Origin of the sequence: Polynucleobacter sp. JS-Safj-400b-B2, from assembly GCF_018881975.1 — a bacterium.
In the GTDB taxonomy this organism is placed as follows: domain Bacteria; phylum Pseudomonadota; class Gammaproteobacteria; order Burkholderiales; family Burkholderiaceae; genus Polynucleobacter.
The window spans coordinates 39,614-55,713 of sequence record NZ_JACVPJ010000009.1; the positions used below are offsets into that span (position 1 = coordinate 39,614).

Genomic DNA, 16,100 nt, shown 5'->3' on the forward strand with positions numbered 1-16,100 from the left:
GATATTGGCCCAGATTTTATAGTTATAAATCTAGGGCTCGGCAATTAATTAAAGTCGCTACATTTCCCATTCGGTGGGCATCATCATTTGCGCCACCATCTGTGCAGTGACCGCCGATAAAGTCCAGCCTAAATGGCCGTGACCTGTGTTGTAAAACACATTGGGCTTTGATCCTGAGCCTACTTTAGGCATGAGATTGGGCATCATGGGCCGCAATCCTGCCCAAGGCACCACAGATCTAGTGCCAACATTCGGAAAGCATCGCTCAACCCAGTCAATTAGGGGTTTAATGCGGTCAGCCCTAATATCTTTGTTAAAACCATTAAATTCTGCGGTACCTGCCACTCGAAAGCGATCAATCCCCAGACGACTAGTAACGAGCTTAGTCTCATCATCCAAAAGACTCACTGTTGGTGCTCCAGCCTGGCTTTGCACATCGATGAGATTGACTGTAATTGAATATCCTTTGACCGGGTATATATTGACAGAATCGCCAAGTTGGTCGGCCAGCTGCCTACTAGCGACGCCAGCACAAATCACCACCTTGTCAAAACTGGCCACATGAGAGCGCCCCGCCTGATCTAAAGTAATGTGAACTAGTTTGCCGTCTGAAGTGATTTTTTCTACCGATTGCTCATAAAGTGTTTTAACGCCAAGCTTTTCAATGGCAAGCGATAGACCATGGGTAAATTTATGTATATCGCCTGTCGAGTCGCTTTCGGTAAAGTAGCCGCCGTAATAAGTACCAGCTAAGGTGGGTTCTATGGCACGCATCTCATCTGGCGAGATGGCTCTACGCTCAAGACCACCTTTGGCCAATAATTTGGAGACTTTGCCCGCATGGGTAAAGCTCGCTTTATCACGGTAGATGTGCAAAATGCCCTTTTGTTTTAAATCAAAATCAATGCCCTCATCTTGTGCCCAGGAAAATAAGTACTCCCTGGCAGCAATAGCCATCTTGGCCGTTTCAATGGTATTTTTTTCGTAATGAGGGATGCTCGCAATAAACTCTCCAAACCAAGACAGCTTGTGCCAAGTGGGCGTTGGATTAATGAGTAGTGGCGCATCATTTTTGAGCATCCACTTCATTCCTTTGATTAGAGTAGACCAATGCGTCCACACCTCGGCGTTCGATGCGGAAAGCTGTCCGCCATTGGCAAATGAAGTCTCCATGCCAGCGTAACGATGACGCTCAATCACCGTTACATTAAATCCTTGTTTAGCTAAAGCGTAGGCCGTCGTAATGCCGGTGATGCCGCCACCGATAACTGCAATGGTTTTCATACAAGATCCTAAAGACGTCAAAAGGGTTAGGCTATCTAGCTAACAAGCGAGATAAGCCCCCTCTGTCTTGGACCTGAGAGATTCACGCACGCCAATGATGGCAATCCGCTTGCTCCTTCGGTATATTTGGCTGACGAAAAAGGCCAATAACTCTTCAGAGTGATAATACGCAACATCGGTTCATTTGCCTGAGAGTTTCCGGGGCTGTTGCTCCTTCGGCGTTGTCGGTAGAAATGCAATTACTACCAATCAATCTCTCCCGATGCTACGCAAAAGATCTTAACCGATTTTTTTACACCCCGATAGATTGGGGTGCAAGGTCAGATAATGGTTTTAAATCCACAGCCATGCGTAGCGCATTGCATTTGGGATTGACAATCCCATGCCCATCGTGGCAATTAAATTCTCGGCAAGGGCTGGGCCGGTTTTCGTAAATGGAGCAGCGATAACCCATTTGGGGCCAATATTTCAATGCAATACAAGGATGCCTACCCTGCTCTGTGCCTTTCATGCAAACCAGGTGTGGGCTAATTGACGTTACTAGCTCTGGCGGCACCGTGCCGTAGCCATTGCCGCTCACCTGCCCATGATAAAACGTGACCCGAAAATGCTGACAGCATTGAGCGCATTCGAGGCATGGGTTTGTTAAGGTGCTTGACTTCATCAATATAGATACCGGCTGAGCATTAGAGGTACTAATCCAATGCTCAGCCAATGTACAGCTAATGCGCAATTAAAAAAGCAATGGGCTCTTGACGGTCAATTACATGATTAATTTTAGCCATCCCAATTAATTTAAGAGTAGCTGATTCATGCGCTTCACAAAGCTAGCTGGATCATTTAACTGGCCACCTTCCGCTAGTAAGGCTTGATCAAATAAGAGATTCGTCCAATCATCAAATTGCTTATCATCACTTTTGAGCTTGGATAGTAAAGGATGCTCAGGATTAATCTCCAGGATAGGCTTCATATCAGGAGCATTTTGACCGGCGGCTTTGAGCATACGTAGCAAGTTTCCAGACAGTTCATTTTCATCCGCAATCAAACAGGCTGGGGAATCGGTTAGACGGAATGTCACCCGCACATCTTTAGCCTTATCTTCCAAGACTTTTTTCATGCGCTCAACTAAGTCTTTGAATTGCTTTTCAGTTTCCTCGTGCTCTTTCTTTTCTTTTTCATCGCTCAGGCTTCCCAAATCCAAGCCACCCTTAGCAACTGAGGCTAATTGCTTGCCATCAAACTCAATCATGAAGGAAAGCATCCACTCATCAACACGGTCAGATAACAAGAGGACTTCAACGCCTTTCTTGCGGAAAATCTCTAAATGCGGACTGTTTTTAGCTGCGTTGAAAGTTTCACCCGTGACATAGTAAATTCTATCTTGGCCTTCTTTCATACGCGAGACATATTCAGCCAAAGATACTGTCTGCTCAGCCGAATCAGTATGGGTGCTGGCAAAACGAAGGAGCTTGAGAATACGTTCTTGATTTGCCTGATCTTCGCCAACGCCCTCTTTGAGCACTTGACCAAATTGCGTCCAGAACGTGCGATATTTTTCTTTCTTAGCCTCATCTTCATTATTGGCAAGTTCTTCCAGCATGCTCAGCACTCGCTTGGTAGAGCTTTCACGAATAACCTTAATATCACGAGACTCTTGCAAGATTTCACGGGAAACATTTAGCGGCAAGTCGACCGAGTCAATTACACCAGTGACAAAGCGTAAATACATCGGCATGAGCTTTTCAGCGTCATCCATAATAAAAATGCGTTTAACATACAGCTTGATGCCGCCACGCTTATTGCGATCCCACAAATCAAACGGGGCTTTGCTCGGCACAAAGAGTAACTGGGTAAATTCACTTCTACCCTCTACTCGATTTAATGAATAGCAAAGCGGGTTTTCATAATCATGCGATAGGTGCTTATAAAACTCGTTGTATTGCTCTTCGGTAACATCTGATTTAGTACGAGTCCATAAAGCCGAGGATTGATTAATGCTCTCAAACTCATCTATTTTCACAATTTCATTTTTATTCTCATCCCAATCTTCTTTTTGCATCTGGATAGGCAAAGAGACATGGTCTGAGTACTTGCGAATAATCGATGTCAATTTGTAGCTATTGAGGAAATCATCCTCGCCTTCGCGCAAATGCAATGTTATTGAGGTGCCACGCTGTGGGCGGTCGATCGTTTCGATCGTAAATTCGCCTGAACCATCCGACTCCCAACGCACGCCATCAGAAGCAGGCAAGCCTGCACGACGAGTCTCAACGGTAATGCGGTCAGCAACAATAAAGCCAGAGTAAAATCCTACGCCAAACTGGCCAATGAGGGCTGCATCTTTTTGCTGGTCTCCAGATAGTTTGGTAAAGAACTCTTTAGTGCCGGAACGGGCAATCGTTCCCAAGTTGTTAATCGCCTCTTCTCGGCTCATACCAATTCCATTATCCGAAATGGTTAGAGTTCTGGCAGCTTTATCAAATTCGACTTTGATCTTGAGCTCAGAGTCATCGCCATACCAATCTGGGTGGGCAAGGCCTTCAAAACGCAATTTATCAGCAGCATCAGAAGCGTTTGAGATGAGCTCACGCAGGAAAATTTCCTTATTAGAATACAAGGAGTGGATCATCAACTGCAAAAGCTGCTTTACTTCCGCCTGAAATCCAAGAGTTTGTTTAGTAGCAACGGTCATTTTGATTTCCTATAGAAAAGAAGAATTCCCATTATTTGGGGATAATTTTTAGTATTTCAAGGCCTATAAACTGCCCTCTTAGAGAGGCTGGCGGTGCAATGAGGCGAGCATTCTCTAAACGATGCGGATCTAGATTTTCTATCGTCATTATCGTAGTCATGCTATCTTCACCGCATTAACGCAGGCTTAGATAAATGCTCATCCAGCAGTTCGTTTAATCGTTGAAATGTACTACTGTTACTTATCCAAAGTGGCTTATCACCAACCACGTAGATACGTTTTTTTGCACGTGTTAATGCGACATTGAGCAGGTTCGGAGTTTGCTCATTGCCTGCGAAAAAAGAAACGGCATCCGCTCCCACGTCTTTATACGGGGTAATAACATTAATATGCCAGTCGCCCTTATCGTTTTTCAACTGGCCATTTAGTTCTGGTGTTTGCAGCAATTGATTTATCAAGTTAAGAGTAAAATCCCCTTGCGTTTTCACCCAGTGACCCACACCCTCGCCACGAATATCGAACCATTGGCTTGATCCAATCCAATCAGATATCTTAGTGTCATCATGAACTCCATGCACCATCAGATTAGCGTAAGCAATCTCGTTAGCTGCGTCAAACATGGGATTAAGGCATCTTCTATGCACTCGGAGTGGGCTACCAACCCAAACTTTTCTATCTTCAACACCACCAACATCCAACTCAGTCCCGTATGGGGTTACATCATCAGCAAGCACCTGGACGGAACAGTCGGGAGGAGTCCATTGTGAGTTGGCTCCAACCCAATTTCTCCACGCAGCGATAGCTTCTTTGGGCTGAGGTACTACAGGTTCCAACTGCAGCGGATCGCCAACTGCGATTACTCGTCGTGATCGCCAAATTGCCCCCACCGCATTTTGTGGTGTGGATTGTCCAGCCTCATCAATCAGCAACATTCCGAGTTGCTCTTGATCAAGCCCCGCGAACAGTCGTCCGAATGAAGCAAATGTACTTGACACAACCGGCACGACAAGAAAAAAAGCATTCCAAAGGTGCGCCGTAGCCTTCCCAGCCTGAGCCGTTGAAAATTTCCCCCCTTGATAGTCCACAAATGCTGAAAGTGTGTTGCTCAGTCTCTTCCATGAAGCCACGACAAAGGACTCGTTAAGCTGCATTGCCAGACGGAAAACTTCAACCCTGAGTTTTCTTAATGTTGCATCATCGTAAGGGATGCCAAGTTGCAATTCGTGATCTGTTTTGTGATGCAAATCTGAGTTGTTGTGAAAGCTTGCATCTAAGGGGCCAAGTAGTTCATCAATCTTAACAAGTTGCGAATTTAGTTCTTGCAGGCGAGCTTGCTGATTTTTGTAGGAATTTTCTAAAAATTGCAGTTCGTCTTGTTTAGACTTAGCCATCTCTGTTGCATCAATATGTCTTTTGCGGGCGATATCAAAGGACTCATCAAGTTGATGCTCGATAAGCTGATTGCATGGCATCTGAATACCGAGTCGAGATGCCTCATCAATCGCCTGATTTTCTGAAACTTCAGAAGTCGAACATTCCAACTCAATTTCCTTTAAACGGATGGCAGCCGCGGTTGCGAACGCCACAATCTGGCGTGCATTGCGTAGACTTTCGCTGGCTGCACGCTCATTCTCACTTGCCGCGAGAAGCTGCACGCGCCAGCGTCGCTTAACACCCCACTGAAATAGAGCTTCGATGAATCCAGGTTTTGCCGCTAACACCAGCGTTGTGTGGCGCTGAGCAGAAGAAAACGCTTCTTCTGCTGACCGCTCAGATGCATTTACTATTGAGGCAGATGGATATTGAGCCTCTTCAACAGTAGCTTGTTGAAGTTGTGATCTAGCCTCGTTTAAAGCCGAATGGGCTTCTATTGCAACGCGGCAGACCGACAATCGCTGCTTGGCCACACGCATTTCTTCTGCAGTTGCGCGCATATCATCATCCAGCGAGCTTACGTCTGCACGCAAAGCTTGAATTTGAATGGGCAGAAGCCGAATTTGATCTTTTAATATTTCTGTTTCGCTAACTATTAGAATGCGCGATTGGATTGCGTTTGCTCGCTCTAGCATTTTGCGACGAGCTTCCTTGAATTCCTTGACTGCCTGCGCCCAGGGTACTGCTGCATGATCCTTTCTTTCGATAAGTCCTTTAAGACTGCGCAGTCGTTCTGGGTCGGTTTTTTCACCGTCGACTGGAGAAGTTTCAAACCAAAAACGACTCATAAATGCGCGCCGCTTGTCTGAACTCCCAAGTAGCGCCGCAACAAGGCCCCAAGTTGCACCGCTGCTCCGACGCTTTTCCTTTGGTCCAGCAGCGATGGAGTCAGATACTTCTGAAAAATACCGTAAACCGGCATTACGCATAGGATCTGTGAGCTTGGGGAGATCCTTGACCACATTTTCTATAGCGCCATTGTTCGATGAAACTACTGCTATGCCGTGTCCATGCAATACACTGTCAAGCTCCCAAAAGCCAAATTTATGCCCCTCAATTTCGCCACGACGAATAAACGCATCCAATGGATCGCCATAATTCGCCATAACCTCTGCCCGACTAACAATAAGATCGGCCATAATGTCTCTTAATAAAGTACTCTTGCCAGTACCCGGAGGGCCGTTGACACCATACAGCCCGCCATCAACGAGATGACTCCGCGACATATTGACTGCAAATTGTTGTGCCGCCACCAAGGGGTAGTCTGGCCAAGCACCTAGTGGCAGTTTATTTGGCGATAAGGCATCAATAAAAATTCCGTGTCCGCCGTTTACAGAACCATCGCGCAATTCAATGCGCGACATAGGTGTTTGCAACTTTAAATACTGACTTAAAGCTTTCCCAACACCATGTGCTTTTTCGTTTGTTAGATTATGGCGGACGCTGACTACATCGGAAGCAATCATCGAATTTAATGCGCCAAGATCAACTGATCTTTCTACATGACGCGTCATCGTCACAATCTTGATGCGAACAAGATGCGACTCTTCACGTGTGTCAGCGTCTTCCCAATCTGGTGGCCTCCAACCACAATGCCCCCAGATAATAGATAGCAGATCACGCACATCCGATACTAAAAGCGGACGCATTTCAGGGTGACCACAAATTTTGCCTTCGCGTGATTTCAGCGCTGATCCGTCTTGATGTTGTGAATTTTCTTGTGCACATACATCCTCTTCGCGAATTAACTGCAACTGCACGAGCTTTATGCGAAGTTTGCGCATCAAATCGTCCAAAAATCCGTCAAAGCCTTCTAGGATTAATGAATTGGATGGCTTTCCTTGGGCTAGATGATCATGAAGCCGTCCCATCATCCAAGCCAGCGATGAAACAAATACATCCCCGCAAACTCGGCCCGTATCATCGAGAGGAATAAGCAATATGGCAGCATCTCCACGCCCAAGATGCTTCTTTGCAATAGTTGTCGCCCCAAGGCTTGAACGCAGGGAAAATGCATAAGCTGCTTTTGAAAATAAACCACAGTAGGCAATTTGTGCTTTATATCGATTACCAGAGCTACTTAAAGCACTTGCACGGCTCCGATTTAACCATGGCAAATCCACATCTGATTCGATATCAAATACATTTTGGCGCTCATCGGTATCGGGCGCAGCCACTAAATTCATGTATTCGAGGCCAGTCCAAAAGTCGCACGCTCGAATAGCTTGTTGATTCGCTTCTGTTGTCATCGGATTGGTTATCTTTAATTCCTAGTTATCGTTTATCAATTCAAAATTTAAGACTAAGAAAAACTGTTTGAGAAAGCAAACTAATTTATCTTTTCAGTGAATTAACCATCTTTTTCTTCGAGTTAATCCGTGTCTTTGGAGACATTTTTCAGCTCAGTAAACTTGGCGGTCATGGTTGGGTTGTCCCGAGTGAGTTTTTTAATGGTCACATCCTGAGCCTTGTCATTGGCTAACCGTAAATTGCGATCAGTACCCAGCAAAGCATCTTTGGTTTTTTGCAAGTGGTCTATAGACTTGTCGATTTCATCGATGGCTGTTTGAAAGCGGCGCGAAGCCAAATCGTAATTCTTGCCAAATGACTCTTTGAAGCTCTCCAACTGATTTTCAAAGTTAGTGATATCGATGTTCTGCGACTTTACCAAGGCCAACTCTGTTTTGTACTTGAGTGAGTTCAAGGCTGCATTGCGTAGCAATGTGATAATGGGAATAAAGAATTGTGGGCGTACCACATACATTTTTGGGTAACGGTGAGATACATCAATGATGCCAGTGTTGTACAACTCACTCTCGGGTTCTAACAGCGAGATCAGTACAGCGTATTCGCATCCTTTCTCGGAGCGGTCCTTGTCAAGCTCCTTGAAAAAGTCTTCGTTCTTTTTCTTGGTGGCTGTCGCGTCACTTTCATTCTTCATCTCGAACATGATCGAGACGATTTCGGTGCCGGCGTCGTCCGAGTCCTTGAAGATGTAGTCGCCCTTGCTGCCACTGCTGATGTCGTTATCCTTTTCAAAGTAAGCGCACGGAAAGGCCGTGGCGCGAATGCGATTGAACTCAGTCTCGCAGTGTTGCTCCAAGGTTTCGCCCACCATCTTGGTGGAGAGCTTTGCCTTGAGGTCTTTCAGGCGTTCGATAGCGTCTTCACGCTCTTTGATCTGGAGTTCATACTTTTCTTTGAGTGATTGCTCAGCCAGACACTTTTCCAGCTGGGCTTGCTCAAAGCGATTTTTGAACTCATCTCGCTGCTTTTCTACGGTACTCAATGCCTGAGTGATCGCCAGTTGCTGATCCTTTGTGGCGACTTCCAATCGTGCCCGCAATGCTTGTATTTCGGCCGCGCTGGCGGCTGCCGCTTGCTGCAAATCGGCCACGCGTTGTGCCTGCGCAAGCGCTGCAGCAGCTTGGTTGTCGCGCTTGACCTGCTCCAATTGATGGGCCAGAGCATCGCGCTCTTTTTCGACGCCACTCAGTGCCTGAGCCACTGCGAATTGTTGTTCCTGGTTTGATGAGGCCACCTTGGCTTGCAAGGTTTGAATTTCTGCATCCTTAGTTGCTGCCGCTTTTTGTAATTCGGTAGTCAATTGCGCCTTGGTCAACTCGACAGCACTTTGCTTGTCCTTTTCGGCCAACTCCAGCCTTTCATGTAGTTGCTCCTCAAACGCGCTGTCGCGTACTTGCTTCAAGATTTCGGCATAGCCAGCCTCGTCGATCTTGAAGGCCTTATGGCAATGGGGGCAGATGATTTCATTCATAACCTTACTCCTCACTTTGATCAGTTGCATTTTTTGGTTCTATCGCCGAGATTTGCTGCCAATCGTCAGTAACAACCTTCCAATCAACGTTGCGCTCGACCTGCTCGCCTTGGCTATTTTTACCCGACCATACATCCCAGAAATCAGGGTCATTAGACTTTGGTCGATGATGCTCAGGTAGCGCGTTCATTTGAACAAGTACCGGCAGCTCCGATGCCCAGCCAAGGAGGATGGCGTGTCGGGAAGGCAGCGAGGGCAAATCGCGCAACAAACCACGTAAGTTGTCTGGCACAAGCTTGTGAACAAGTTCTTGGTCTCGGTCATTGCTGATGCGATGCAGTAGATAGCTGTTGCATTGCGAAAGAACGGTAGGCGATAACTCGCTTGGGCGCTGCGAGGACAGCACGAGGCCCAGTCCAAACTTGCGACCCTCGCGGGCAATTTTTTCGAACACCTGGCAACAGATGGCAGCCGAGTTCTGGTTCTCCGCATCGTCGTGGTAACGCTTGATGAAGGTGTGCGCCTCTTCCATCACCAGCACGGTAGGCAAGGTCTTGCCATGCTGTAGCTTGCGATAACGCTGCAGTGCCTCTAGCGTCATGCGGGCGATCACTGCCGTGATAATGTGCACCACCTCGGCGGGCACCAGCGAGAGGTCGATGACGGTGACCGAACCGTTCGATGCATTGTTATTACCAATGTAGTTGCACAGCCAGTCGTCCAGTGTGAGATTCTGGGTGGTACCCGATACGATCTTCATGCGGCTGTCGGACAGTAGTGTGCGAATGCGCATCTGCATGGTTTCAACGTACTCGGAGACTCCGAGCAACTCCGCAGTGGCTTCGACGCTGCGGAGAAGCTGGTCGCCGGTAAACGAACGTGGCACATCGGCGTCAATGGGCAGGATGTCGGTGTCACTGCCGCCGAAAATGGAGTGTGCGGACTGGATCAACGACAAAAGATTGTCAACTTCGCCAAGCGTAAACTCGTAGGTCGGATATTGGCTGGAGCGAGCATTGACCAAACTGGTGAGTTCGTCTCGTACAGCGCTGAGCGATGCTTTCTCGGCGCCTGAAAATGAGTCCTGAACAGCTAAACCCTCCCGCCACTTCTTCAACTTTTCAAAGAAGCCTTTGGGCTGGGGAAACCTACCCCAAGGACTACCGGCATTACGCTCTAGTTGCAATATGCTGACCAAGGTGCGTAGATAGCGCCGCATTTCATGGCTGGGCGTGACTGTGGCGCCGAATACGCCGTCACGGACTGATCGCAGCGCCTGTACCAAGGTTGGTCGCTGGGTCTTTGCACTGGCCTGAGTAAAGGCACTCCATTCGGCGCTGTTCCAGAACCACAGCGGGATTTGCAGTTGTTCCACGCCTTCACTGGGCTCGACGGCGAATACCCGCACCTTGCTCATGTCGCTAAAAGTGTTAGCATATTCACCATTGGGGTCAAGCACGATGAATCGAGCATTGGGATCTGCACCACCACGAGCCTTACGAGCCTCATCCATCGACCAACGGATCAGGCCAGCGACCGAGCAGGATTTTCCACTGCCAGTGTTCCCTAGAATAGCAAGATGGCGGCCAAACAGGCGATCTGGATCGATCTTTACTTCGGCATTGGCAGCCAGCGGGCTCGTACCGATAAGTACATGGCGGTTTTCGCCAGACTCGACGATGGCATGCAATTGGTTTTGTGTGGGTAGAAGTACCGAATCGCCAACAGTCGGGTAACTTTCGACGCCTCGCCGGAAGCGATAGACATCTTTGCTTTCATATGCAAGTACCCCTAGCGGGTTCAGACTCATCTTGCGCAGGGGATAAGGTAAATCAACCAAGCCGAAGTCTTGCATGCCCTTGCGCTTGGGATATTGCGAGCGCTCAATGGTGATCCACTCAACCTGAGCGACCAGATGTCCTTCGTCACTGGGAATCAGCACATAACCATTGATACGAGGGAAAGGGCGCGGTGTGCCGGTATTGAGCGCCACACCATCGGGAGCCTCAATGTCGAGCAGGACCTTGATTTCATCAGGTGAGACAAAGTCAATGGCACCAATGCGAAGTGAGTCGGCATAGGCCAGAGGTGAGAAGCTCATATGAGGTCACTCCCATCTAAAGCCTTTGTGTCCGTATCTGATCTGTTGATAGTTTGAGGCTCTACCCCCATTCGCTGCTTAAGCAGTTCACTCATACGGAAGGTTGTTTTGTCTATGGCTGGTTTGGGCAGATAATGTTCGGTCAAGGTAGTCAGATCTGCTAGCGCAGGGCCTATCAGCAGGCTAATCTGGGAGGGCCTCCCAAGCTCTTGATAATTCTGCATGATGCGGCCCAGTGGGTCGTCATAGGAGATAACGACCAAGTGGGTTGAGGGGATGGTGAGCATGTCGCGAATAACCCGATTAATGTGCTCATCGCCAAAGCTGTAACCGTAGGTAACCAAGGTGCTATTCGGACGGCAAACTGCAGCAGCAAAGTCGCGGAACAGCTCGACGTAGGGGTAGTCAGCAGTTTCCCTATCTTTGGCGGAATTAGGATAGATCATCAGCTCGTGGGCAGACAATCCACTAAGGCCTGGTGCTTGCAAATATGGTTCAACGCTGACGGCCCCAAACGGCAATCCGATCCGGCGAATGTCTTTACCTGTCTGCACCCAGTCCACTGAGCCATGCAGCTTGGTGTAACGGGCTACACCTTCTAGATAGCGCGGTTCGCCACGGATGCCGGGTGGGTTGTAGTGCATGTCTAAATCTAGGCGTGAAGATCGAAAAATCGGCATCAGCTTGCCAATGAAACGATCCAGCAAATGCAGTCCTGCCAACTCGGCCCCTGCCTCGATCAGTCGGTCGTAGTTAGTGGTAAAAATGTTAAGCCGATCGCGCACGCCAGTACGACTGGCAAAACTCATCAGGAATGTGACGAGAATATTGAAGGCCTGCTCGCGCTGGTCATGGTGTGCGGTGGCAATTCCTGTTTCGCTCTTTAAAATTGATTGAGCAAAGGTTTGCATGCCATTATTAAGTTCCGAGCGCAAGGCATCCGCCTCAATTTTATTTTGCAGAATCTCAAAACCACGGAGCAGTTCGTTGGCAACCCGAAGTTGATCTTCTAAGTTGCCCTTCTTACGCCCAGCCGCTTCAGACGCCATTTCGGCAGCATGATTGATTTGGGTTTGATTGTTACTTAACGTTAAGGCCCCCATGCCGGCAGCGCTTTTTTGCGCAGCTAAGCAATGCACCGCATGGGTCAGCCCCGATCCGGCAAGCAGTGACAGATGCTCAGATTGAAACAACGACGTAAGCCAAGGCTCAATACGCTGACGGAGATTTTTATAACTTAACTCATCTGCGCCTAGCCAAGATGGTTTATTATTTCCCTCCAGCTTATACTTCCCGTCGCTTTCAGAGAACCATACCGGGCTAGCATCATCGCGAACCTTAAGAATATTTTGGCATTCAGGTTTCTTACCTTCAGATGCAACTTTATTAGCAAGAACTGGTCCAGGGTCAGAAATTTTATTTGTCATTTTGATTACTCCGATGATAGAACTAGTAGTCGGTTAAATTTTCGGCAAGTTGCTGAATCTTGTCATCATTCCAGACGAACCCTCGCTGATATGTATCCACTGCAAACGGATGTTTCGACTTCTCGAATAATTCCGAAAAACTTCTGATGTACACACGTGCTGGAGATTGAATAGATTTGTCGTTCATACCAGTCGAATTCTGCCGAGCTGAAGCGACTCCTGCAACAGTATGACCTGCCGAATGATGGGGGATGTCATGACAGGTGTTGATTGTTCATTTTGTTTTGTCATCGGACGGCCTTCTTAAATATTTTACAGTTACAGTTTTTTTGAGATTGAAAATTCATTTCAATTCTCCGCAGCCTTAACCTGTTGGTATACAGCACGCATCAGGTGGCTTGCAGCAACATTCCTAAACGCCTCATCGTTCATCAGGCGTACAAAGATTTCTTCGTTGCCGTCCATGCGCTCAATGAAGAGGTTCTCAAGCTGCTTGTTGAACACCGGCTCGAAGTTTTCGATGCTGTTGGCCATAACCGCTTGTCGCAACTGCTCATTGGCCACGGCAGTTTCGCGAACTTGATCGAAGAAAAGCTGGTCAGCAGGTGTGAATTCTGTGCCGAAGCGCTCATTGAGCTTGCCAACCAAGGTCGAAAGCTGAACATCCTCGTCTGCTTGACCTGTGCCTACGTCGGTTGGGCCCTCAAGCGCATCTGCCTCGCCCACCTTCAGATCAATTGCCCCTTCGCTGATTTTTTGCAGGCGGTAGTACTTGAGCTCGACCTCGTCGTCGATCTGAACCGCCCGGTTGTCCGTCGTGCGTGGCAACTTGGTCAGCAGGAAACGGGCATAGGTGTACAGCTTCTCGTGATCGGAATCCTGGTAAGGCACAATCTGAGAAACAAAACTATAAAGATTGCGGAAGCTGACCAGCTGCCCCTTAAACAGATTCTGATCTTCTTCTCCGAGTTTCTTGAATCGCTCAATCGCCAGATCAAGCAGGCCGTTCAATTTCTTGTGCTCGCCGCCAGTGGGGTTCAGCCGATTGCGGAACCAGATCTCGCACCAAGCGCTAACCTCTTCCTCGGTGTAAATCTTCCAGCCAGCCAGCGTATGCGCCAACGTGTTGAGTTGTTGCGGATCAGTGTCGTCGCCTTTGTCCGTTGTCTCATAATAGGGCTTGAAGGCCGTGTAGATGTCCGCAGGCTCGTTGACAAAATCTAGCACGAAAGTGTCCGTCTTGCCTCGTGTCGTTCGATTTAGGCGCGACAAGGTCTGCACTGCATGGATGCCTGACAGGCGCTTGTCGACATACATGCTGTGTAACAGCGGCTGATCAAAACCCGTCTGATACTTCTCGGCCACCAGCAAGACTTGGTATTCCTCGGTGTTGAACTTCTCCGGCAGCTCGGACTCCTTGATGCCGTTGTTCATGTTCACTTCAGTGAATTTCTTGTCGACGAACTCCTTTAGCGTGATCTCGCCCGAGAAAGCCACCAGCGATTTCACGTCAGTGTAGCCTTTGTCCTTGATGTACTTGTCGAACCCCAGCTTGTAGCGCACGGCATGCTCACGCGAGCCGGTGACCACCATCGCTTTAGCCCGGCCGCCAATCTTGTGGCGGGTATGGGTGCGAAAGTGCTCAACAATCACTTCGACCTTCTGCGCGATTTCGTAGTCGTGGAATTCAACGAATCGCGCGAGTGCGCGGGCGGCCTTGCGGCGCGGCACCTCGGGATCAGCCTCCACCTTCTGGATCAGCTTGTAGTAACGCTTGTAGCAGGTGTAGTGCGCCAGCACGTCGTGAATGAAGCCTTCCTCAATGGCTTGGCGCATGCTGTAGTGGTGGAATGGCGCTTTGCCATCAGGGCCGGGCTCGTTGAAAACGGCCAGTGTCTTGAACTTGGGCGTTGCGGTGAAGGCAAAGAAACTCAAGTTGGGTTGTTTTGCGCGCTTGAGTTGTTCGCGCAGCAGCTCCTTCTTTGCTTCCTCGCTCAAGGCATCGTCGTCCATGTCCAGCAACTGCTCGGCAATGGCGGATTCAATACCGTCTTTATTCAAGATCTTGCGCAGTTCCATCGCGGTTTCACCGCTTTGCGAGCTGTGCGCCTCATCCACGATCACCGCAAAGCGCTTACCCGCTGTTGAGATAGCCACCCCTTTGCCGTTGGCCTCCATCGTGCGGATGGCTTGAGTGATAAAGGGGAACTTCTGGATGGTGGAAATGATGATCGGCACGCCATCGGCCAGCGCCTTGGCCAACTGTTGTGTGTTTTCGTCGATCTTCTGCACAACGCCCAGCTTGTGCTCAAATTGAAAGATTGTGTCTTGCAGCTGTTGATCCAGCACGCGCCGATCGGTGATCACCACCACTGAGTGAAAGATCTTCTCGTTGTTGGCATCGTGCAAGCTGGAGAGGCGATGCGCCAGCCATGCAATCGAGTTCGATTTGCCTGAGCCAGCGGAATGCTGGATCAAGTAGTTGTGCCCCGAACCATGCGCCTGCGCGTGGTCGGTCAGTGCGCGCACCGCATCTAGCTGGTGGTAGCGCGGGAAGATCATCGTCTCTTTGCGGTGGCGCTTGATGCCCTTCTCGGTGACAACGGTCTTTTCCTCAACATCCAAATGAATGAACCGAGCAAGAATGTCCATCAAGCTGTCACGAGTCAACGCCTTATTCCAAAGGTAGCTGGTACGCACATCGCCCGCTGCTGGCGGGTTGCCCGCGCCGTGATCATGCCCCAAGTTGAAAGGCAGAAAGAGCGTGTCTTTGCCTTCCAGCTTTGTGGTCATGAAAACTAGCTCAGTATCCACGGCGAAATGCACCAGGCAACGCTGCTTGAAGGTAAACAACAATTCTTTGGAGTCGCGCTCAAAGCGATATTGGTACTTGGCGTTCTCCACGTTCCAGCGCGTGGCCGACATCGGGTTCTTCAGCTCCAGCGTGGCCACGGGCAAGCCGTTTACCGCCAACACCACATCGGGAATGGCCCCGCTCTTGGTGTTGACCTGCCGCACGATGGTCAAGCGGTTGTCGTAGTAACGTTCAGTACTCGCGGGGTCTAGCCCGGTGTTGGGCGCAAAGTAGGCCAGCCGCACCGTCTTGCCCACGCACTTAAAACCCTCGCGCAAGATCGCCAGGGCACCTTTGGCTGCAAGCTCCTTCACCAAGCTGTCCAGCAGCATCGCGGGCGCTTTGGCGGCGTCTAGCTGGGTCAGGCGCGTCCAGATCTTGGGCTGCGTCTTCTGCACAAAGGCAACGACATCCGCCGGAAACAGGGCCGCTTCCGGGTCGTAGGTGTTGGGATCACCTTTTTCGTAGCCACCGCCGCTGATCAGTGCGTGCTCAATGTCATTTTCAAAGTCGATTTCTTTGTGCATAAC

At 49.1% G+C, this 16,100-nt stretch carries 8 protein-coding genes and 1 riboswitch; all 8 genes read right to left on the minus strand.

Translation table 11 applies throughout. The features are described from left to right. Positions 1 to 57: 57 nt before the first annotated feature. The gene (locus ICN48_RS10130) at positions 58 to 1,284 is read right to left on the minus strand and encodes a D-amino acid dehydrogenase (protein ID WP_216153568.1); all 1,227 of its coding nucleotides are present in this window, start codon (positions 1,282 to 1,284) and stop codon (positions 58 to 60) included. 166 nt (positions 1,285 to 1,450) lie between these two features. Beyond that, positions 1,451 to 1,556, minus strand: a riboswitch (glycine riboswitch). 20 nt (positions 1,557 to 1,576) lie between these two features. Further along, positions 1,577 to 1,948 (minus strand): YkgJ family cysteine cluster protein, encoded by a 372-nt coding sequence (locus ICN48_RS10135; protein WP_216153627.1) that lies wholly within the window; start codon positions 1,946 to 1,948, stop codon positions 1,577 to 1,579. Between the two features lie 126 nt (positions 1,949 to 2,074). After that, positions 2,075 to 3,976, minus strand: a complete 1,902-nt coding sequence (gene htpG, locus ICN48_RS10140) for a molecular chaperone HtpG (RefSeq protein WP_216153569.1) — start codon at positions 3,974 to 3,976, stop codon at positions 2,075 to 2,077. 167 nt (positions 3,977 to 4,143) lie between these two features. Next, positions 4,144 to 7,659: a DEAD/DEAH box helicase gene (locus ICN48_RS10145; RefSeq protein ID WP_216153570.1), complete on the minus strand. Its 3,516-nt coding sequence runs from the start codon at positions 7,657 to 7,659 to the stop codon at positions 4,144 to 4,146. A 122-nt stretch (positions 7,660 to 7,781) separates the two neighbouring features. Further along, entirely contained in the window at positions 7,782 to 9,188 is a 1,407-nt protein-coding gene (locus ICN48_RS10150) for a DUF2130 domain-containing protein (protein WP_216153571.1), read from the minus strand. Positions 9,189 to 9,192: 4 nt separating this feature from the next. Beyond that, entirely contained in the window at positions 9,193 to 11,289 is a 2,097-nt protein-coding gene (locus ICN48_RS10155) for an ATP-binding protein (RefSeq protein WP_216153572.1), read from the minus strand. Beyond that, the gene (locus ICN48_RS10160; RefSeq protein ID WP_216153573.1) at positions 11,286 to 12,716 is read right to left on the minus strand and encodes an SIR2 family protein; all 1,431 of its coding nucleotides are present in this window, start codon (positions 12,714 to 12,716) and stop codon (positions 11,286 to 11,288) included. The genes ICN48_RS10155 and ICN48_RS10160 overlap by 4 nt, the downstream gene beginning before the upstream one ends. Before the next feature lie 348 nt (positions 12,717 to 13,064). After that, positions 13,065 to 16,097, minus strand: coding sequence for a type I restriction endonuclease subunit R (locus ICN48_RS10165; RefSeq protein WP_216153574.1), 3,033 nt, complete (start codon positions 16,095 to 16,097; stop codon positions 13,065 to 13,067). Positions 16,098 to 16,100: the final 3 nt, after the last annotated feature.